The following is an 18,153-nucleotide window of genomic DNA, read 5'->3' on the forward strand; positions in this document are numbered from 1 at the left end:
TCACAGGAGCCTCGCGGCTCAGGTCTTCACATGCAGGTCGAACAGCCGGTCATGTTCGGCCAGCGCGTAGCGGTCGGTCATGCCGGCGATATAGTCGGCCACATGGCGGGCGCGCACCGCAAGGTCGGCGTCGCCGCCATGCTTGGCGCCAGCCTTGGCGATATCGCGCTGCCATTCGGTCGGCAGGGTGTTGGGCTCGTCCATGAACAGCTCGAACAGGGCGCGCACCACGCGCTTGCACTTGCTCATCTCGCGGTTCACGCGATAGTGCCGGTACATGCGCTGGCGCAGGAAGGCGCGCAACGGCCGTTGCGTCTCCAGCATGCCGTCGGAAAAGCTGACCATCGCCAGCGGCAGGGCGCGCAGTTCGGCGGCGCTGCCCGGCTTGTGCTCCGCCAGCCGCCGCCGCGTCTCCGTCACCAGATCGACAACCATGGCGTTGATCATCCGCCGCACCGTCTCGTGGATCAGGCGGGAGCGTTCCAGCCCCGGATAGCGGTCGCAGACCTCGCGGATGATCGGGCCGACCAGCGGCAGCTCCGCCACCTCCTCGACCGTGAACAGTCCGGCGCGCAGCCCGTCGTCGATGTCGTGGTTGTTGTAGGCAATGTCGTCGGCGAGCGCGGCCACCTGCGCCTCCGCCCCCGGATTGGTATGCAGTTCCAGATCCCACTCGTCCTGGAAGGCGGCGATCGTCGTCGGCAGACGGTGGCCGGGAAGCAGCGGCAGCAGCGGGCCGTTGTGCTTGACCACACCCTCCACCGCTTCCCAGGTCAGGTTCAGCCCGTCGAACTCGGCATAGCGCCGTTCCAGCCGCGTCAGGATGCGCAGCGTCTGGTCGTTGTGGGCGAAGCCGCCGAACGGCTCCATGCAGGCGTTCAGCGCCTCTTCCCCGGCATGGCCGAAGGGGGTGTGCCCCAGATCGTGGGCCAGCGCCACCGCCTCCGCCAGATCCTCGTTCAGGCCCAGCGTGCGGCTGATTGACCGCGCGATCTGCGCCACCTCCAGGCTGTGGGTCAGCCGGGTGCGGTAATAGTCGCCCTCGTGATAGACGAAGACCTGCGTCTTGTGCTTCAGCCGGCGGAAGGCCCCGGAATGCACGATGCGGTCGCGGTCGCGCTGAAAGCACGAGCGCGTCGGGCTTTCAGGCTCCGCCGCCAGCCGCCCGCGCGTGTCCGCCGGGTTGCAGGCATAGGGAGCCAGCCGATCGTGGGAACAGTCCGCCGTCATGGGGCGGACACTACCGGCGGGGAAACGCAGGCGCAACGGCGAAGGCGTGCTATGCCCCGCCCCCCGGCGCTGGCGGCGGACAAGCGTGCCAGAAGCGCAACGGTTTGGCGCAATGGAGCCCATACTTTGACGAAGCCTCCGATCCCCCTTACATTTGTGGCAACTCCCGCACCGCACCAGAGGGGCCATCCCATGCCCGACACCGCACTGCCCACAGAAACCCGCGTCCTCGGCGTCAGTGAAAGCGCCGCCAAGCGCGTCGCCTTCCTGATCGCGCAGGAGGGCAATCCCAACCTGATGCTGCGCCTGACCGTCTCCGGCGGCGGCTGCTCCGGCTTCCAGTACGGCTTCACCTTCGACGAGACCGCGTCCGACGAAGACCATGTCTTCGAGAAGGACGGGACCAGGGTGGTCACCGACGACGCCTCGCTCGACCTGCTGGCCGGCGCGACACTGGATTATGTCGAGGACCTGATGGGCGCCGCCTTCCAGATCAAGAACCCGAACGCCACCGCGTCCTGCGGCTGCGGCAACTCGTTCGCGGTTTAGGGCCGCGGTCTAAGGCCGCGGTCCGACTTCACAAGACCAAGAAAAGAAGGCAGGCCTTTTTCGTGAAGATCGCCACCTGGAACGTCAACTCGGCGAAGGCCCGCCTTCCGCTGATCACCGACTGGCTGCGCGCGGCGTCCCCGGACGTCGTGCTCTTCCAGGAAATCAAATGCGAGACCGCCGCCTTCCCGCGCTCGGCGTTCGAGGATCTCGGCTACCACGTCAATGCCGTCGGGCAGAAGGCCTACAACGGCGTCGCCTTGCTGTCCAAGACCCCGGCGGAGGACGTGCTGACCCGCCTGCCTGGCGAGCCGGAGGACGAGCAGGCCCGCTATGTCGAGGCCACCGTGTCCGGCGTTCGCATCGCCTCGCTCTACCTGCCCAACGGCAACCCGGTGCCGGGCGAGAAATTCGCCTACAAGCTGCGCTGGATGGACCGGCTATACGACCATGCCCGGACCCTGCTGGCGCAGGAAATCCCGGTGGTTCTGGGCGGCGATTACAACATCATCCCCGAGGCGCGCGACGTCTACTCGCCGCAGGCCTTCGCCGGCGACGCGCTGTTCCGCCCGGAATCGCGGGCCAAGTTCCGCGCCCTGCTGAATCTCGGCCTGACCGAGGCGTACCGCGCCCTGCATGACGACGACCGCGCCTATACCTTCTGGGATTATCAGGCCGGCAGCTGGCCGCGCGACAACGGCCTGCGCATCGATCATTTCCTGCTGTCGCCGCAGGCCGCCGACCGTCTGGCCGGCTGCACCATCGACCGCGGCCCGCGCGGCCTGGAAAAGGCCTCCGACCACACCCCGGTCATCCTGGAACTGCGCGACGCCTGATCGCGGCGGTGGAATCCGCGTGACAAAAAGCATTTTGTTAAAACTTTCGCTTCTAGGATGACAGCGCGCCCCGGACGACAACCGGGTGGGCGCGGTCATCGGGGGAGCGACGGGCAGGCATGGCGTGGGGGCGCGACAACGGCCGGGAACGGGTGAAGTCTCTGCTGGCGGCATTGGAACGTCAGGCGACCGAGGCCTCCCAGCTTGCCAAGCGCGCCCAGCGCGACATGGGCGACGACCGCTTCGCCTCCTTCCTCGACTTCCGCCGCAAGGTGGAGGAGATCCGCGCCCTCTTCGCCCTGACCGAGGAGCATCTGCAAGGCGTCGACGAGTCGCGCCTGACCGACCTGCGCGCCGAGTTCGAGCGGATGGATCTGCTGCTGACCCGCATGCTGGTGCGGGCGATGCGCAATTACTTCTCCGGCATGCGCGAGGATCAGGTCCTGCCCATCGGCGCCCGCGAGTTGTTCGAGCCGGAACTGCGCAGCATCGACCAGACCCGCACCCGCCTGCTGAGCCCCCGCTATGCCGACCGCGTGGCGCCGGAGATTCTGGACGATCTGGACGCCACGGCGGAATTGATCCGCAAGACCATCGCCCGCGCCCCCAGCCTTCCCGACTTCTCCGACAGCCCCAGCCCACCCAAACCAACCCGCCGCCTGCGCACCCTGGGGCGCCCGATCCGGAATTGATGGGCCGCAACTGACGGGCAAATCGCAGCAGCCTGCGCGCGACACTTGACCCACCGCCACGCATTCGCTACTCCCGTGGGCCGAAGGAAGAGTGGCCGAGTGGTTTAAGGCAACGGTCTTGAAAACCGTCGTAGGTGTGAGCCTACCGTGGGTTCGAATCCCACCTCTTCCGCCAATCTTGCGATGCCGCAATTCAACTGCAGTTGGAAGCGCACCCCAAAAAGGGATGCGCTCCACGCTCTCACATTTGACCAATAATCTCACGCGACCGGTCGCGATACTCCGCTTCCGTAATCAGCTTCTGTTTTTTAAGCGAAGCCAGATCCTTCAATTTGGCCTCTGCATCCTCCTTGCTCAGACGAGGCGCCACCGCCGGGCTCATGACCAACGGACCGCCTTGCGAAGCGCCGCCAGTTGGGATGTTTCCGGCAGGAGGGGCCAAAACCACTGACACGTTGGACGGATACACATAAGCAGCACCGGAGCCCATATCGACGGCTGCGCCGATGATGCCTCCAGCAATGATGTTGCCGAACGCCGCCCCCGCAGTGCTCGACGTGACGGAGGTGGAACCCTTCGATCCGTCAACATGTTCGCAGGCCACGGTCAAATCACCATAAGCCTTTGTAACGGTTGTCGCCCCCGGAGTCTTTGGGATTGTCCAACTGCCCTTCTCGTTCGACAGTTTGCATTCGGCCCCGTCCTTGGACGGCGTATTCACCGCCACGGATTGCGTCGTGCCCGCCGTGATAGACGCACAGCCGGTGACAGCCAATGCCCCCAACAACACCACAAAAGCCGTATTTTTCACAAATGCCCCCAGTCAATGCGCAACGACTCCGTCCCTTACCGGAGTTTGAACGCCTATCGTTCAGTGCAACCGCTTGATAATGAGACAGCAATATGTGGTTGTCTATCGAAAGGCGCTGTAAAGTATGAAACAGCTCAATCTAATGGACCGGCGCCTGCGGGATATGCAATCTTTCCGCTGCAAGCGCGGCACGAACCCGACGGGACGATAACGCTACTCAAAGCCTTATGGGGGAATTCTCGAATGACGCGGTGGGGCGGCCGGCGGTGGCTGGCGATCGTCGGATTTCCGGTCGCCCTTGTTCTAACGCTGATCTATGCACCGATCGAGCGCTATCGGCCCTCTTGTGGAGGCTGGAAAGTCCGCCATTACTTTGATGGACCGATGCGGCAGGTGTTCGTCGACAAAATGACGGAGGCAATGGCGGAGGATAGCTTTCCCCATATCCGTGTTGGGAATAGCGTCTTCATCAGATTTTATGATGTTGATGACTTTATCATCAACAATGACTGGAAAATTGCCGAGGCGATTGGTCTGGGTTACGGTCAAGGCAATAGCAGGTTTTCTCCCCCACCCATCCTTATAGATATCATGGATAAGGCACGACAGGCAGTGGAAGGTGACCCGTCACTTTCCGAGACAAAAAAGAAAAGGGAGACGAATGTTCTTTTCAGAGATGACTGCGAACTGATTAGGGCCGCAGCCATCCGAATCGAGGACATGGTGCCGGAAGATCTGCTTCGCTATGTCCCCAAGTCACCACTCCCGCCGCAATGTACGCCTTACAACATGCGGGGATGGCGCAGAGACTGTGGCGCGGTGGTCCGCGGCGACGCAGTCATTACGCCGGCTTCGCGGTGAACGGACTGAAGCCTTCGGTGAAACGGTGGGGCGGTCGACGGTGGCTGGTGGTCGTCGGATTTCCGGTCGCCCTTCTCCTTGTCCTTGTCTATGCGCCGATCGAGCGCTATCGCCCCTCCTGCGGGGGGCGGATCATCCGTTATTACTTCGATGGCCCGATACGTGAGGTGTTTGTCGATAATATGGCGGAAGCGTTGGCGCGAAACGGCTTTCCCTATGTCCGATTGGGGAACGAGTTGTTTATCCGGTTGTTCGATCCTGACGACTTCATCATGAACACGGATTGGAGGGTCGCCCAGTCGATTGGCTTTGGCTATGGTCCGGGCACCACCCGCATCACCCCCCGCCGGTGCTGACGGCGTTGATGGGCAATGCCAAGAAAATTATTGAACAAGATCACTCATTTTCTGAAAAGGAGAAGAAGCTTGAAACAACTGTGCTATTCGATGGCGACTGCGAACTGATTAGAGCAGCGGCCATCCGGATAGAGGACATGGCGCCGGAAGATCTGCTTCGCTATGTCCCCAAGTCACCACTTCCGCCGCAATGTACGCCTTACAACATGCGGGGGTGGCGCAGAGACTGTGGCGCGGTGGTCCGGGGCGACACGGTCGTTACGCCGGCGTCCTAATAGCCGGACTGAAGATCGGGGAAACGGGGGAGAGCGTTCGGATTCCATCTCCTTGCCCCCAAGCCGCATACCTTCATATGACCCCCACCCTTTTGCGCCTCTCCGATTGCTCTGCTAGCGTCCAATCCGGGTTACGGAAGGGGCGCGGACCATGGGACTCATCAGCTTTCTGAAAAAGACCGCCGCCGGTCATACCGACCGGCAGAAGCAGGCGCGGTACGACCGTGCGAACGCGCGGGCCAACGAGTACATGGAGGTGGCGCAGTGGTATGCTGAGGAAGGTGACGGCAACCCGCGCATCCTGCAGAATTATCAGGAACTTTCGGCGCTGCCCTTCCGCCAGGGACATGCGGCGACATTGGTCGGCTACCGCAACGACATCACGCGCAAGCTGGGCCATGCCGCCCACATCGGCACCCGGCAGAATCCGTGGATCGCCGCCTTCCTGCGGCCGGACGATGGCACCGTCTATTGCGCCTATGTGCTGCTGCGCGACGACAACCAGCAGTTTGCGCTGATGAAGGCCTACTGGTTCCTGTCCGGCAACGAGACGGAGACCGGATACAAGCGCCCCGTCTTCGGCGTCCTCTGATCCATTCCGCAGGAAAGTCGCGCATATGCCGAACATCGCCGATCTGGTCGCGAACCCGGAAAGCTTCCTCAAGAACAACCTGATCTGGATCCAGTATCAGTCCTACCAGCCCAACTACCGCGTCGGCGGCGTCAAGAGCTTCAGCCTCAGCGACGACGGCATGACCTGCACCCGCAAGGGCACCGGCATCATCTCGCAATTCTCGACCAAGAACGTCGATGTCTGGTCGGTGCGCTACGACCAGGGCAACCGGCCGGGCAGCTGGAACGCCTACTGGCTGCCCTACGACCAAGACTTCAAGCATCTCGTCGTGCTGGAGGATGACGCCGACGTGATGTTCACGCCGACGATGGATGGCTGTTCCTTCGGTTTCAGCGATCATGGCGGCGGCACCTACTCCGCCTCCCACGGCAATCTCCAGACCGCCCAGGGACGGATCGACGAAGCCGGGCTGCGCCAGGGCATGCGCATGCACGCCACCACCCTGCACAAGTCGCAATACATGAACGTGCCGGGCACCGACGGGGTCAAGGTCACGCTGGTCGGTGTGCGCAACGGCAAGAAATGGCGCTTCTTCTATCAGCAATACATCGACCAGATGGGCGCCTTCACCCTGCTGAAGGTCGCGCAGGTCACGAGGTAAGGCATTCCGGGGGCGCGCCGCGCCCCTCCCCCATTCCCACTCAAGACAGCCCGGTCCCGCCTTGCTACAGTCCTTGTCCCTCGGACCTGTCCCGAACGGCTTGATCCGCAAGACAGACACAGACCAGAGACAAGGCACATGGACAAAGGCACGCCGAAGGCCATCCGGCTTCAGGACTATCGCCCGCCGGCGCATCTGATCGACACGGTCGACCTGTTCGTCGACCTGGGCGAGGATGTCACCACCGTCCGCGCGGTTCTGGCGATCCGCCGCAACCCGGCCCGCCCCGATGCCGCGACGGAACCGCTGTCGCTCGACGGGCAGAGGCTGGATCTGGTGTCGGTGGCGCTGGACGGCCGGACGCTGGGGCCGGACGACTTTACCGTCACCCCCGATCACCTGATCGTGCTGCAGGTGCCGGACAGCTTCACCCTGGAAACCGTCGTCCGCATCAAGCCGCAGGAGAACACGGCGCTGGAAGGGCTCTACAAGTCCTCCGGCAACTTCTGCACGCAATGCGAGGCGGAGGGCTTCCGCAAGATCACCTATTTCGCCGACCGGCCGGACGTGATGGCGCGCTACAGCAACACCATCACCGCGGACAAGGCGCGCTATCCGGTGCTGCTGTCCAACGGCAACTTGGCCGATTCGGGCGATCTGGAGGGCGGGCGCCATTGGGCGCGCTGGGAGGACCCCTTCCCCAAGCCCTGTTACCTGTTCGCGCTTGTCGCCGGCAAGCTCGTCCATGGCGAGGACCATTTCCGCACCGCGTCCGGCCGCGACGTCACGCTCCGCATCTATGTCGAGCCGGGGAACGAGGACAAGATCGACCACGCCATGCGCTCGCTCATCAAGTCGATGCGCTGGGATGAGGAGGTCTATGGTCTGGAATACGACCTCGACATCTTCAACATCGTCGCGGTCGGCGACTTCAACATGGGAGCGATGGAAAACAAGTCGCTCAACGTCTTCAACACCAAATACATCCTGGCCAAGCCGGAGACCGCGACCGACACCGATTTCCTCAACATCGAGGCGGTGGTCGCGCACGAGTATTTCCACAACTGGACCGGCAACCGCGTCACCTGCCGCGACTGGTTCCAGCTGTCGCTGAAGGAAGGGCTGACCGTCTTCCGCGACCAGGAATTCTCGTCCGACATGCATTCCCGCGCGGTGAAGCGCATCGCCGACGTCCAGGGGCTGCGCACCGTGCAGTTCCAGGAGGATGCCGGCGCCATGGCCCATCCGGTGCGCCCGGACAGCTATGTCGAGATCAACAACTTCTACACCCCCACCGTCTACAACAAGGGTGCGGAAGTCATCCGCATGATCCACACCCTGCTGGGGCCGGAAAACTACCGCAAGGGCACCGACCTTTACTTCCAGCGCCATGACGGGCAGGCGGTGACCTGTGATGATTTCGTCGCCGCCATGGCCGATGCCAGCGGCGTCGACCTGACCCAGTTCCAGCTGTGGTACCGGCAGGCCGGCACGCCGGAACTGGACATCGCCGGCAGCTACGATCCGGCCGCCAAAACCTTCACCCTGATGGTGAAACAGACGGTGCCGCCGACGCCGGGCCAGCCGACCAAGCAGCCGATGCACATCCCGCTGGCGGTCGGTCTGCTCGGCCCCGACGGCCAGGATCTGCCGCTGCATCTGGAGGGCGAGGAGAGCGCCGCCGGCACCAGCCGGATCCTGCACGTCACGGCGGAAAGCCAGAGCTTCACCTTCCGCGACATCCCGGCCCGGCCGGTGCCGTCGCTGCTGCGCGGCTTCTCGGCCCCGGTGAAGCTGAAGACCGATCTGACCGACGCCGACCTCACCTTCCTGATGGCGCATGACAGCGACGCCTTCAACCGGTGGGAGGCCGGGCAGATTCTCGGCACCCGCATCCTGCTGAACCTCGTCGCCGACCAGCAGGCCGGGCGTGATCTTGTGCTGCCGGAGGGCTATGCCGACGCCTTCGCCAGGATCCTGGACGACGCGCAGCGCGACCCCGCCTTCGCCGCCCAGGCGCTGGTGCTGCCGACGGAGGCCTATCTCGGCACCCAGATGGCGGTGGTCGATCCCGACGCCATCCACGCGGTGCGGGAATTCGCCCGCAAGACGCTGGCCGGGCGCCGGCGTGCCCAGTTCCTCGACCTCTACCGCCGCAACAGCAGCCAGGAACCCTTCTCCGTCGATGCCGAGGCCATCGGCAAGCGGGCGCTGAAGAACCTGTGCCTTGCCTATCTGATGGCGCTGGAGGACGCGGAGGCGCTGGAGCTGTGCCTGACGCAGTACCGCGGCGCCCAGGGCATGACCGACGAGATCGCGGCGCTGCAGTTCCTGTCCAACGCCGCCTCGCCGGAAGGAGAGAAGGCGCTGGCCGACTTCTACGAGCGCTGGAAGGGCGAGGCGCTGGTGGTCGACAAGTGGTTCAGCGTGCAGGCGATGTCGCACCGCGCCGACACGCTGGATCGCGTCACCGCCCTGCTCGGCCATCCGGCTTTCGAGATCCGGAACCCGAACAAGGTCTATGCGCTGATCGGCGGCTTCGCCAACGGCAACCCGGTCCGCTTTCATGACGCGAATGGCGCCGGCTATCGCTTCCTGGCCGATCAGGTCCTGCGTCTGGACCCGATGAACCCGCAGGTTGCGGCCCGTCTGATGGGGCCTTTCTCCCGCCTGCGGCGCTATGACGCGGCCCGTCAGGGGCTGATGAAGGCGGAGTTGCAGCGGGTCGTCGCGACGCCGGGCCTGTCCCCGGACGTCTACGAGGTCGCGAGCAAGAGCCTGGAGGCCGCCGGCTGAGACTCGGGACCAAAGGACCGGGCACATAAACAAAGGGCCGGCGGCATCGCCACCGGCCCTTTCGCCGTCCGTGATCTTGGCCGCTGTCCCCCTACCGCCGGGCGGGGGGATGCGGTCTTACTTCTGCTCGGACAGGAAGGCGATCAGGTCGGCGCGCTTGGCGTCGTCCTTCAGGCCGGCGAAGGCCATCGTGCCGCCCGGGACGATTTCCTTCGGCGCCTTGATGTAGGCGTCCAGGTTCTCAGCGGTCCAGACCAGGCCGCCGGCACCCTTTTCCTTCATCGGGGCCGAGTACTTGAAGCCTTCGACCGAGCCGGCCGGACGGCCGACGACGCCGAACAGCGACGGGCCGACCTTGTTCTTGCCCTGCTCTGCGGTGTGGCAGGCCATGCAAACCTTGAAGACTTCCTTGCCGGCCGCGGCATCGGCCGCCTGGGCGGCACCGGCACCCATCACGACCGCGGCGATGGCGGCAACGCCCATCAACAGCTTCTTCATTCTTCGGCTTCCCTTCCGATGGATCCACCGGCCGACGGCGCCGGCCGGAATCGCGCGGCAGCATACACATTCCGCAGGGGGCTCGAACCCCCTTTGATGCCGCCGTACGACCAATGAACAATTTGCCGCGCTAATTCATCCAGGCAAGCGCTGCGAACAGAACCACAACCACAAGAATTGCCGCCCACGGCACGTAGAAATTGCCGGCTCCGCCCCCCTTGCCGCGTCCGACCGGCAGCGGCAGCGGGATCTCCGGCGGCGATTCCGCCACGCGGGTGGCGGGTTTCGTCGCGGGCTCGGAATAGACCGCGGGCCGGACGGCCGGCTGGGGCGCGGGGGCGGCACCGGCCGCCGCGGCCGCCACCGGTTCCGCCACCGGGGCCGCCTCCACAGGTGCCGCCTCGTCAGGCGCCGGGCCGACGATCCGGGTGAAGCGGGCGAAGAACTCCTCCGCCATCTTGCGGGCGGTGGCGTCGACCAGCCGGGAGCCGATCTGCGCCAGCTTGCCGCCGACCTGGGCCTTGGCGGTGTAGGTCAGCAGCGTGGCGCCGCCATCGTCGGCCAGCGTCACGGTAGCGCCGCCCTTGCCGAAGCCGGCGGCACCGCCAGACCCTTCGCCGGTGATGGTGTAGCCGTTGGGCGGGTCCAGGTCGGACAGGGTGACCTTGCCGGCGAACTTGGCGCTGACCGGGCCGACCTTGGCGACGACCTTGGCCGTCATCTCGGTGTCGGACTGCCGGACGACCTCCTCGCAGCCGGGGATGCACTGCCGCAGGATCTCCGGATCGTTCAGCGCCGCCCAAACCGCGTCGCGGCTGGCCTCGATCCGGTGGCTTCCGCTCATATCCATGGTTCGTGGTTCCTCCAACCCAAGATGCGGCCCTTTTCGGGCGTCGGTGCCCCGGCTGCGGCCGGGGTTACGGTCGAGAATATGGCATTACCGGGCGCTGCGACAGCCCCGGCCGCCTCATCTCAAAGTCTTACTGCGGGCCCTCACCCGCGCGGCGTCATGCAGTTGCTGACGATCGGCGTGCAGGCGGACAGCGAGGCGCCGGCCGGGTAGCTGACCTGCTCCACCGTGCCGCGCGTGCCGATCACCACCGTCGCCTCGCAACCGGTCGAGGTGCTGCCGCCGACCGGCACCCCGAAGCCGAGCCCGAGCCCCACCCCGCCGCTGCCGCCGAAGCTGCCGGCACCGATGCCGATGCTGCTTCCGGGGCTGTAGGCCACCGCCGGACGGGCGACATAGGTGTAGTATTCGCGCCCTGCCGCCGTCGCCTGACGGTCCGGCACGCCGGCGCAGGCCAGCAGGTCGGCCTTGGGCATGCCGACCATGGCGGTCTGGGCGCGGCGCGCAATCTCCGGATCGGGGCCGGTGGCACAGCCGGCAAGGAGGACGGCCGTGCCGCCGAGAAGGATCATCGCAGCGCCCGCGGTCCTTGCCTTACCCATGTCTCGTCCTCCACCAGAATATCGTGTCATCGCCGGGTTCTTCTCAACCGGTTGATACAGTGCTGAAACCCCGCCGCCGCCCGTCCGTTCCCCGAAGGGCCAGTGTGACCAAGAGCATTGCGGCCCGGAAGTGACGGACGGGCCCGGATTTGCTAGGAGTTCCGTCCACTGCCCATACCAGCATATCGGAACCGCCGACGCCATGGCCGAGCTTACGCCACCCCTTTCGCCCTCATCGACCTCCGCCGTGACGGTGTATCTCGCGCTCGGCGGCAACATGGGCGACCGCGCCGCCAATCTTGCTGAGGCGATCCGGCGGCTGGGCGAGGCGGTGGAGATCGACGCGCAGTCCGCCCTGTACGAGACGGCGCCGATGTACGTGACCGACCAGCCGGCCTTCCTGAACATGGCGGTGCGCGGCACCACCCGCCTCGGCCCATTGGGTCTGCTGCGCTTCCTGAAGGAGATCGAGGCGACGCTGGGACGCGATCTCGGCGGCCTGCGCTTCGGCCCGCGCCCCATCGACGTCGACATCCTGCTCTACGCCGACCGCGTTGTGGCGGAGCCTGATCTGGAAATCCCCCACCCCCGCATGGCGGAGCGCGCCTTCGTCCTCTGCCCGCTGGCCGACATCGCGGCCGACATCGTCCACCCGGTGCTGAACCGGCGGATCGACGCCCTGCGCGACGAGGTTCCCGGCCGCCAGACCGTCGTCCGCATCGCCGACAGGCTTTGACGGGGGGGCTCCCGAGTGCGGTGGCATGCGGCCGCCGCACCGCTTATAGTGCCGGCCTGAACGCAACGCCGGCGCCCGTCCGCCGGCCGGGAGAGTGTGTTGTCGGACGATAGCGTGAAACGGACCATGCTGGTCCAGCCGGGCGGCGCGCCGCTCACCTACACCATTCTGGTGCGCGGGTTCGCCGCCGCGGTGGCGCTCGCCGGCCGCACCGACCGGCCGGACGTCCGCTTCGACCTGACGCTGACCGTCACCCATCCCGGTCCCGGCTTTCCCGACGACATCGCCGCGGTGATGTCTTACGAGGACATCGTCGAAGACTTGCGTCGTCTTTGTGCCGAATCCAACGTATCGGGCGCCGAATACTTGGCAGACCGTGCCGCCGATCTCTGCCTGTCCCATGCCAAAGTGCGCCGCGTCCAGGTCGACGTCACCATTCCCGCGGCCGACTCGGACGCTTCCTCGGCCGGCGCCAGCCTGACGCGCGGCCGGCCCGGCCTCGCCTGACCACGTCCGTCGCCGCCGCGCGGCTGATCATTACTGCATTGAACAAAGATATAGCGCCTGTTGACAAAAGGACGGGTGACAATACCACCTGGTCTGAGTTATGGTCGCCATATTGTATTTTAGACCCACAATCCGGACCGGACGGGGTATATCCCCGGCGGCGATCCGGATACCGAAAGCCGAGACGAGAGCGCAGCAGGGATTAGGCCAATCGCCATTGCCGGCTTCGACCGTCCGCCGATCCCCCTTCCGGGACGGCAACGGCCCCCGGAAGCCGGACTCTAAGGGAGGGACGCATGGACCGCAGCACGACGCCGACCCTTTCCGAACTGCTCGAAGATCCGATCGTGATCGCCGTGATGGCGCGCGATGGGATCAGCCCCGACAGCGTCCAGCAGCTTTTCGAACGCCTTCGCCGGAGCCGCCGAGTACAGGAAGAACGGCTCGCCGCCTGACCTGCGGGCATCCTGACCCTGGCATTGAATAAGGCCCGGTCAGGCCAATCGGCTGGAACACCACAAAACGAAGCGCCGCCTTCCACCGGAGGGCGGCGCTTCGCAATTCGGGGAAAGAGGGTCACCCCTCCAGAACCTCGCGCACGACTTCCATCACCTCCGCCGGGGTGAAGGGCTTGCGCAGGGTGCGGTGCGCGCCCAGCGCCTCCGCCACCGGCAGCACATCCAGCGAGGCGCGGGCGCCGCCGCCGGAAATCGCGATGATCTTCAGCGACGGCGCGCCGCGCCGCAGCTCCATGATCGTCGCCAGCCCTTCCTGGTTCGGCATGAAGATGTCGGTGATGACCAGATCGACGGGATCGCCGGCCGGGCGGTCGCGGAACCGCAACATCCCCTCCACCCCGTCGCGGGCGCCGACCGCCTCATGGCCGGCCATCGTCAGCGTCCGCAGCAGCACCGCGCGGGCGACGTCGTCGTCATCGATGATCAGCACGCTGGCCATGGCGCCGGTCCCCTCCTCACTCCGCCGGATGGGGCACGCCGTGGGCCGAGCCTCCATCCGCGCCTTGCTCCGCAGCCTCATCCTGCATCGGCTTCTTGCGGGCGAGATAGCTGTAGACCGTCGGCACGACGAACAGGGTCAGCAGCGTGCCCAGCGTCATGCCGCCGACGATGACGGCACCGATGGCCTGCCGGCTTTCCGCACCGGCCCCCTTGGCATAGGCCAGCGGCACGGCACCCAGCACCATGGCGCCGGTGGTCATCAGGATCGGGCGCAGGCGCAGCACGGCCGCCTCCTCCACCGCCTTGCGGATGTCGGTCCCGGCACGCTGGAGCTGGTTGGCGAACTCCACGATCAGGATGCCGTGCTTGGTGATGAGGCCGACCAGGGTGACGAGGCCGATCTGGCTGTAGACGTTCATCGTCCCACCGCTGAACTGCAGGGCGGCCAGCGCGCCGGTCATCGACAGCGGCACCGTCAGCATGATGACGAAGGGATCGATGAAGCTTTCGAACTGCGCCGCGAGCACCAGATAGATGAAGGCCAGCGCCAGGATGAAGACGAAATAGAGCCCGGTCGCCGATTCGCGGAATTCGCGGCTCTGCCCGGCATAGTCGGTCTGCGCGGTGGCCGGCAGCACCTTGTTCGCCGCCGCCTGCATCACCGCCAGCGCCTCGCCCAGCGAGGTCCCCGGCGCCAGCGTCGCGGTGATGGTGGCGGAGCGCAGCTTGTTGAAGTGGTTCAACTCCTTCGGGGCCACCCGCTCCTCGACCTTCACCAGATTGGCGAGCGAGATCATCTGGCCCGCACCGCCCGTCGCGCTGGTGCCGCCACGGACATAGATGCCGGCGATGTCGTCCGGGTTGCGGCGGTCGACATTGGCGACCTGGACGATCACGTCATACTGCTTGCCGTCCTTCTTGAAACGCGTGACCTGCCGTCCACCCAGCAGCGTTTCCAGGGTGCGGCCGACGGTGTCGACATCCACTCCCAGATCGGCCGACTTGTCGCGGTCCAGCGACACCCGCAATTCCGGCTTGTTCAGCTTCAGGTCGGTATCGAGGTTGGTCAGGCCGGGGAAGTTGCGCGCCTCCGCCATCATGGCGTTGACCATCGTCTGCAGTTCCTCGAACGGCAGCGAGGTCTGGATGACGAAGTTGACCGGCTTGTCGATCGGGCTCTGGCCCAGCGAGGGCGGGTTGGTGACGAAGCCCAAAATGCCGGGAATGCCGAACATCTTGGGGAACAGCTGGGCGGTGATCGCCTGCTGCTTCACGTCGCGCTCGTCCCAGTCGATCAGGCGGACGAAGGCGATGCCCTGGTTCACCACGGGGAAACCGACGACGACGAAGAACTTCTCCAGCACCGGGATCTGGCGGAACAGCGCCTCCATGCGCTGGGCGTAGCCCATGGTGTAGTCGAGCGTCGAGCCTTCCGGTGCGATGGCGATGCCGACGATGGTGCCGCGGTCCTCCACCGGCGCCAGTTCCGACTTCAGCCCGGTGAACAGCACATAGCTGGCCGCCGCGACGCCCAGCCCGATCAGCAGCACCAGCGGCCGCACCCGCAGCGACAGGCGCAGCAGCCGGCGATAGCCGTTGGTCATCCCCTCCAGAAGGCGCTCAATGGCGCGGTACAGCAGGCCGTGCTTGGTCTCGTGCTTCAACAGCTTGGAGCACATCATCGGCGACAGCGTCAGCGCCACGAAGCCCGACACGATGACGGCTCCGGCCAGCGTCAGCGCGAATTCGGTGAACAGCCGCCCGGTGCGGCCGGTCATGAAGCCGATGGGGGCATAGACCGCGGCCAGCGTGATGGTCATGGCGATGACCGCGAAGCCGATCTCGCGCGATCCCTTCAGCGCCGCCTGGAACGGGTTCATCCCCTCTTCCACGTAACGGAAGATGTTCTCCAGCATGACGATGGCGTCGTCGACGACGAGGCCGATGGCCAGCACCATCGACAGCAGGGTCAGCGTGTTGATGGAGAAGCCGAAGGCGTACATCAGGGCGAAGCCGCCGATCAGCGATACCGGGATGGTCACCAGCGGCACCAGCGTCGCCCGCAGCGAGCGCAGGAAGAAGAAGATGACCAGCACGACCAGGATGATCGCTTCGAAGATCGTGTGGAACACCGCGTCGATCGACTTGGCGATGAAGACGGAGCTGTCGTAACCGACATCCACCCCCATGCCCTCGGGCACCGCCGCGCGGATCTTCGGCAGCGCCTCGTTGACCGCCTTCGACACGTCCAGCGGGTTGGCGGTGGATTGCTTCACCACGCCGATGGCGACGGCGCCGCGGCCGTTGAAGCGGGCGCTGACGCGCTCGTCCAGCGCACCAAGTTCCGCCCGGCCGATGTCGCGCAGCCGGACCAGATAGCCCGAATCGTCGCGCAGGATGATGTTCTCGAATTCCGCCGGGGTGCGCAGGTCGGTTTCCGACACCACGGTGAACTCGCGCGCCACGCTTTCGACGCGGCCCGCCGGGATCTCGACGTTCTGCTTGCGCAGCGCATTCTCGACGTCCTGCGGCGTCACCCGGTAGGCGGCCATCCGCTGCGGGTCGAGCCACAGCCGCATGGCGAAGCGACGCTCGCCGAAGATGCGGACCTGCGCCACGCCGGGCAGGTTCTGCAGCCGGTCCTTGACGTAGCGGTCGGCGAAGTCCGTCACCTCCAGCGGCGAATGCCGGTCGGAGGAAAAGGCCAGATAGATGATCGGCTGGGCGTCGGCCTCCACCTTGGCGATGACCGGCTCGTCGATCTCCGACGGCAGCGCGGCGCGGACGCGGCCCACCCGGTCGCGCACGTCGCTGGCGGCGACATCGACGTTGCGGTCCAGCCGGAAGCGCAGGGTGATCTGCGACTTCTCCGCCCGGCTGATCGAGGACATGACGTCAATGCCCTCGATGCCGGCAAGGCTGTCCTCCAGCGTCTGGGTGACCTGGCTTTCGATGATCTGGGCCGAGGCGCCCTTGTAGGTCGTCTCCACCGTGACGACCGGCTCGTCGATCTTGGGATATTCGCGCACCGACAGGCGCTGATACGACACGATGCCGATCAGCATCAGGGCGAGGCTCATCACCGTCGCCAGGACGGGACGGCGGACGGAAATGTCGGACAGGACCATGGATTCAGCTCCCGGCCGGCTTGTTCGGAACCACCGTCACCGGCGCGCCGTCGCGGATTTTCAGCTGGCCGGCGGTGACCACCATGTCGGCGGGGGCGAGACCCTTGGAAATCTCCACCTCCGCATTGCGGCGTTCGCCCAGCGTGACGCGGGTCTGCGCCACCTTGCCCTCCACCACCTTGAAGACATACTGGTCCTTGCCGAAGGCGACGATGGCCTGTTCCGGCACCAGCACCGCGTCGGGCACCGTGGTCAGCGTCAGCGACACGCGGGCGAACAGGCCGGGGCGCAGCGAGCCGTCCGGGTTCGGCACGCGGGCGCGGATCGCCAGCGCGCGGCCGTTCACGTCCACCAGCGGGTCGATGGCATAGACGGTGCCGTCGAAGCTGCGCCCGCCGAAGGCATCCACCGCCACCTTCACCGTCTGTCCCACCTTCACCGCCGGCAGGAACATCTCCGGCACGCGGAAGTCCAGCTTCAGCGTGTCGATGTCCTCCAGGTTGACGATGTCCTTGCCGGCCTGGACGAAATCGCCGACCGACACCTTGCGCAGCCCCAGCACGCCGTCGAAGGGCGCGGTGATGACCTGCTTGTCGAGTTGCGCCCTGGCCAGTTGCACCGCCGCCTCGTCGGCCAGCAGCTTGGCGGCCGCCTGTTCGCGGTTGCGCATGGGACCGGTGTTCTGGCGCATCAGCTGGTCGGCGCGCGACAGCTCGGCACGGGAAAAGGCGATACTCGCCTGCGCCTGGGCCAGGGTGGCGCGGGCGATGGCGTCGTCCAGCCGGACCAGCACGGTGCCCTTTGCGACGCGCTGCCCCTCCTTGAAGGCGATCTCGCTGATGCGTCCGGCGATCTCCGGCCGGATCACCACCGATTCGTTGGACAGCAGCGACCCGACGGCGGTCACCGTCCGCTCCACCATCCCCACGCGGACCGGAACGGCCTCCACTGGCATCGGCGGCGCGCCGCCCGGCGGCTTCGCTCCCCCCGAGGCGCCCCCCGAGGCGCCCCCGGGAGCGGGCGCACCGCCGGACACGGCACCAGTCACCATCGTGGTCAGCCCGGCGACGGTCCCCCCCTGCTTCACGAAATACCAGTAGGCCCCGCCGGCGATAGCCGCCAGGACGAGGAGTGCAGCGATGCGAAGCGTGTGGCGCATGGAACCGGGATCCGGACGGGTTTCGTTCTACCGCAGCGCAACCGAAAGGGGCGCGGGGCAAACTGAACTATAT

The 18,153-nt window shown here is 65.9% G+C and carries 20 protein-coding genes and 1 tRNA gene; 13 read left to right on the forward strand and 8 right to left on the reverse strand.

Features of this window, described 5'->3' with window-relative positions; translation table 11 throughout:
* Positions 1 to 18 precede the first annotated feature (18 nt).
* Positions 19 to 1,230 carry a deoxyguanosinetriphosphate triphosphohydrolase gene (locus FZ938_RS18920; RefSeq protein ID WP_149200021.1) on the reverse strand — a complete coding sequence of 404 codons (1,212 nt, stop codon included), beginning with the start codon at positions 1,228 to 1,230 and terminating at the stop codon, positions 19 to 21.
* Between the two features lie 192 nt (positions 1,231 to 1,422).
* On the opposite strand from FZ938_RS18920, the gene erpA reads away from it, so the two are divergent.
* The 4 genes from erpA to FZ938_RS18940 all read left to right on the forward strand — a co-directional run bounded on the left by erpA (position 1,423) and on the right by FZ938_RS18940 (position 3,482).
* Positions 1,423 to 1,779, forward strand: a complete 357-nt coding sequence (erpA, locus tag FZ938_RS18925; protein ID WP_149200022.1) for an iron-sulfur cluster insertion protein ErpA — start codon at positions 1,423 to 1,425, stop codon at positions 1,777 to 1,779.
* A gap of 62 nt (positions 1,780 to 1,841) precedes the next feature.
* Positions 1,842 to 2,615, forward strand: a complete 774-nt coding sequence (gene xth, locus FZ938_RS18930; protein ID WP_149200023.1) for an exodeoxyribonuclease III — start codon at positions 1,842 to 1,844, stop codon at positions 2,613 to 2,615.
* A gap of 119 nt (positions 2,616 to 2,734) precedes the next feature.
* Positions 2,735 to 3,307 carry a hypothetical protein gene (locus FZ938_RS18935; protein WP_149200024.1) on the forward strand — a complete coding sequence of 191 codons (573 nt, stop codon included), beginning with the start codon at positions 2,735 to 2,737 and terminating at the stop codon, positions 3,305 to 3,307.
* A gap of 85 nt (positions 3,308 to 3,392) precedes the next feature.
* Positions 3,393 to 3,482: transfer RNA gene (locus FZ938_RS18940), tRNA-Ser, on the forward strand.
* A 66-nt stretch (positions 3,483 to 3,548) separates the two neighbouring features.
* Here FZ938_RS18940 and FZ938_RS18945 read toward each other — a convergent pair.
* Complete coding sequence (locus FZ938_RS18945) at positions 3,549 to 4,118, reverse strand: hypothetical protein (RefSeq protein WP_149200025.1); 570 nt, start codon at positions 4,116 to 4,118, stop codon at positions 3,549 to 3,551.
* Between the two features lie 243 nt (positions 4,119 to 4,361).
* Between FZ938_RS18945 and FZ938_RS18950 the strand changes: the two genes are divergently transcribed.
* The 6 genes from FZ938_RS18950 to pepN all read left to right on the forward strand — a co-directional run bounded on the left by FZ938_RS18950 (position 4,362) and on the right by pepN (position 9,641).
* A complete protein-coding gene (locus FZ938_RS18950; RefSeq protein ID WP_149200026.1) occupies positions 4,362 to 4,979 on the forward strand; it encodes a hypothetical protein in 618 nt (205 codons plus the stop codon).
* On the forward strand, positions 4,976 to 5,335 hold the full coding sequence (locus FZ938_RS18955; RefSeq protein WP_149200027.1) for a hypothetical protein: 360 nt from the start codon (positions 4,976 to 4,978) through the stop codon (positions 5,333 to 5,335). Before FZ938_RS18950 ends, FZ938_RS18955 begins: the two co-directional genes overlap by 4 nt.
* 8 nt (positions 5,336 to 5,343) lie before the next feature.
* Complete coding sequence (locus FZ938_RS18960) at positions 5,344 to 5,610, forward strand: hypothetical protein (protein WP_149200028.1); 267 nt, start codon at positions 5,344 to 5,346, stop codon at positions 5,608 to 5,610.
* A gap of 151 nt (positions 5,611 to 5,761) precedes the next feature.
* Positions 5,762 to 6,202: a hypothetical protein gene (locus FZ938_RS18965; protein WP_149200029.1), complete on the forward strand. Its 441-nt coding sequence runs from the start codon at positions 5,762 to 5,764 to the stop codon at positions 6,200 to 6,202.
* Positions 6,203 to 6,227: 25 nt separating this feature from the next.
* Complete coding sequence (locus FZ938_RS18970; protein ID WP_149200030.1) at positions 6,228 to 6,845, forward strand: hypothetical protein; 618 nt, start codon at positions 6,228 to 6,230, stop codon at positions 6,843 to 6,845.
* A 138-nt stretch (positions 6,846 to 6,983) separates the two neighbouring features.
* On the forward strand, positions 6,984 to 9,641 hold the full coding sequence (gene pepN, locus FZ938_RS18975; RefSeq protein ID WP_149200031.1) for an aminopeptidase N: 2,658 nt from the start codon (positions 6,984 to 6,986) through the stop codon (positions 9,639 to 9,641).
* A gap of 117 nt (positions 9,642 to 9,758) precedes the next feature.
* On the opposite strand, the gene FZ938_RS18980 is transcribed toward pepN, so the two are convergent.
* The 3 genes from FZ938_RS18980 to FZ938_RS18990 form a co-directional block, all read right to left on the reverse strand.
* Complete coding sequence (locus tag FZ938_RS18980; RefSeq protein ID WP_149200032.1) at positions 9,759 to 10,139, reverse strand: c-type cytochrome; 381 nt, start codon at positions 10,137 to 10,139, stop codon at positions 9,759 to 9,761.
* 130 nt (positions 10,140 to 10,269) lie between these two features.
* Positions 10,270 to 10,989 carry an SRPBCC family protein gene (locus tag FZ938_RS18985; RefSeq protein ID WP_149200033.1) on the reverse strand — a complete coding sequence of 240 codons (720 nt, stop codon included), beginning with the start codon at positions 10,987 to 10,989 and terminating at the stop codon, positions 10,270 to 10,272.
* Positions 10,990 to 11,132: 143 nt separating this feature from the next.
* Positions 11,133 to 11,591 carry a hypothetical protein gene (locus FZ938_RS18990; protein ID WP_149200034.1) on the reverse strand — a complete coding sequence of 153 codons (459 nt, stop codon included), beginning with the start codon at positions 11,589 to 11,591 and terminating at the stop codon, positions 11,133 to 11,135.
* A gap of 202 nt (positions 11,592 to 11,793) precedes the next feature.
* On the opposite strand from FZ938_RS18990, the gene folK reads away from it, so the two are divergent.
* From folK to FZ938_RS30650, 3 genes are all read left to right on the forward strand, one after another.
* Entirely contained in the window at positions 11,794 to 12,327 is a 534-nt protein-coding gene (gene folK / locus FZ938_RS18995) for a 2-amino-4-hydroxy-6-hydroxymethyldihydropteridine diphosphokinase (protein ID WP_149200035.1), read from the forward strand.
* Positions 12,328 to 12,426: 99 nt separating this feature from the next.
* Positions 12,427 to 12,834 carry a dihydroneopterin aldolase gene (locus FZ938_RS19000; protein WP_246458042.1) on the forward strand — a complete coding sequence of 136 codons (408 nt, stop codon included), beginning with the start codon at positions 12,427 to 12,429 and terminating at the stop codon, positions 12,832 to 12,834.
* Positions 12,835 to 13,130: 296 nt separating this feature from the next.
* Entirely contained in the window at positions 13,131 to 13,289 is a 159-nt protein-coding gene (locus FZ938_RS30650) for a hypothetical protein (RefSeq protein ID WP_167393189.1), read from the forward strand.
* A 121-nt stretch (positions 13,290 to 13,410) separates the two neighbouring features.
* On the opposite strand, the gene FZ938_RS19005 is transcribed toward FZ938_RS30650, so the two are convergent.
* From FZ938_RS19005 to FZ938_RS19015, 3 genes are read right to left on the reverse strand one after another with little or no spacing between them, the layout of a single operon-like run.
* A complete protein-coding gene (locus FZ938_RS19005) occupies positions 13,411 to 13,791 on the reverse strand; it encodes a response regulator (protein WP_149200036.1) in 381 nt (126 codons plus the stop codon).
* Between the two features lie 16 nt (positions 13,792 to 13,807).
* Complete coding sequence (locus tag FZ938_RS19010; protein ID WP_149200037.1) at positions 13,808 to 16,921, reverse strand: efflux RND transporter permease subunit; 3,114 nt, start codon at positions 16,919 to 16,921, stop codon at positions 13,808 to 13,810.
* Between the two features lie 4 nt (positions 16,922 to 16,925).
* Positions 16,926 to 18,080, reverse strand: coding sequence for an efflux RND transporter periplasmic adaptor subunit (locus FZ938_RS19015; protein WP_149200038.1), 1,155 nt, complete (start codon positions 18,078 to 18,080; stop codon positions 16,926 to 16,928).
* Positions 18,081 to 18,153: the final 73 nt, after the last annotated feature.

It is taken from the genome of Azospirillum oryzae (assembly GCF_008364795.1).
GTDB classification, from domain to species: Bacteria; Pseudomonadota; Alphaproteobacteria; order Azospirillales; family Azospirillaceae; genus Azospirillum; species Azospirillum oryzae.

What these genes read in the sequence shown, in the direction of transcription:
- erpA (WP_149200022.1), top strand. Translation starts at nt 1,423, where the DNA reads ATGCCCGACACCGCACTGCCCACAGAAACCCGCGTCCTCGGCGTCAGT.
- FZ938_RS18935 (WP_149200024.1), top strand. Translation starts at nt 2,735, where the DNA reads ATGGCGTGGGGGCGCGACAACGGCCGGGAACGGGTGAAGTCTCTGCTG.
- FZ938_RS18920 (WP_149200021.1), bottom strand. Translation starts at nt 1,230, where the DNA reads ATGACGGCGGACTGTTCCCACGATCGGCTGGCTCCCTATGCCTGCAAC.
- FZ938_RS18960 (WP_149200028.1), top strand. Translation starts at nt 5,344, where the DNA reads ATGGGCAATGCCAAGAAAATTATTGAACAAGATCACTCATTTTCTGAA.
- FZ938_RS18985 (WP_149200033.1), bottom strand. Translation starts at nt 10,989, where the DNA reads ATGGATATGAGCGGAAGCCACCGGATCGAGGCCAGCCGCGACGCGGTT.
- folK (WP_149200035.1), top strand. Translation starts at nt 11,794, where the DNA reads ATGGCCGAGCTTACGCCACCCCTTTCGCCCTCATCGACCTCCGCCGTG.
- pepN (WP_149200031.1), top strand. Translation starts at nt 6,984, where the DNA reads ATGGACAAAGGCACGCCGAAGGCCATCCGGCTTCAGGACTATCGCCCG.
- FZ938_RS19010 (WP_149200037.1), bottom strand. Translation starts at nt 16,921, where the DNA reads ATGGTCCTGTCCGACATTTCCGTCCGCCGTCCCGTCCTGGCGACGGTG.
- FZ938_RS30650 (WP_167393189.1), top strand. Translation starts at nt 13,131, where the DNA reads ATGGACCGCAGCACGACGCCGACCCTTTCCGAACTGCTCGAAGATCCG.
- FZ938_RS19015 (WP_149200038.1), bottom strand. Translation starts at nt 18,080, where the DNA reads ATGCGCCACACGCTTCGCATCGCTGCACTCCTCGTCCTGGCGGCTATC.
- FZ938_RS18970 (WP_149200030.1), top strand. Translation starts at nt 6,228, where the DNA reads ATGCCGAACATCGCCGATCTGGTCGCGAACCCGGAAAGCTTCCTCAAG.
- FZ938_RS19005 (WP_149200036.1), bottom strand. Translation starts at nt 13,791, where the DNA reads ATGGCCAGCGTGCTGATCATCGATGACGACGACGTCGCCCGCGCGGTG.
- FZ938_RS18990 (WP_149200034.1), bottom strand. Translation starts at nt 11,591, where the DNA reads ATGGGTAAGGCAAGGACCGCGGGCGCTGCGATGATCCTTCTCGGCGGC.
- FZ938_RS18980 (WP_149200032.1), bottom strand. Translation starts at nt 10,139, where the DNA reads ATGAAGAAGCTGTTGATGGGCGTTGCCGCCATCGCCGCGGTCGTGATG.
- FZ938_RS18950 (WP_149200026.1), top strand. Translation starts at nt 4,362, where the DNA reads ATGACGCGGTGGGGCGGCCGGCGGTGGCTGGCGATCGTCGGATTTCCG.
- FZ938_RS18965 (WP_149200029.1), top strand. Translation starts at nt 5,762, where the DNA reads ATGGGACTCATCAGCTTTCTGAAAAAGACCGCCGCCGGTCATACCGAC.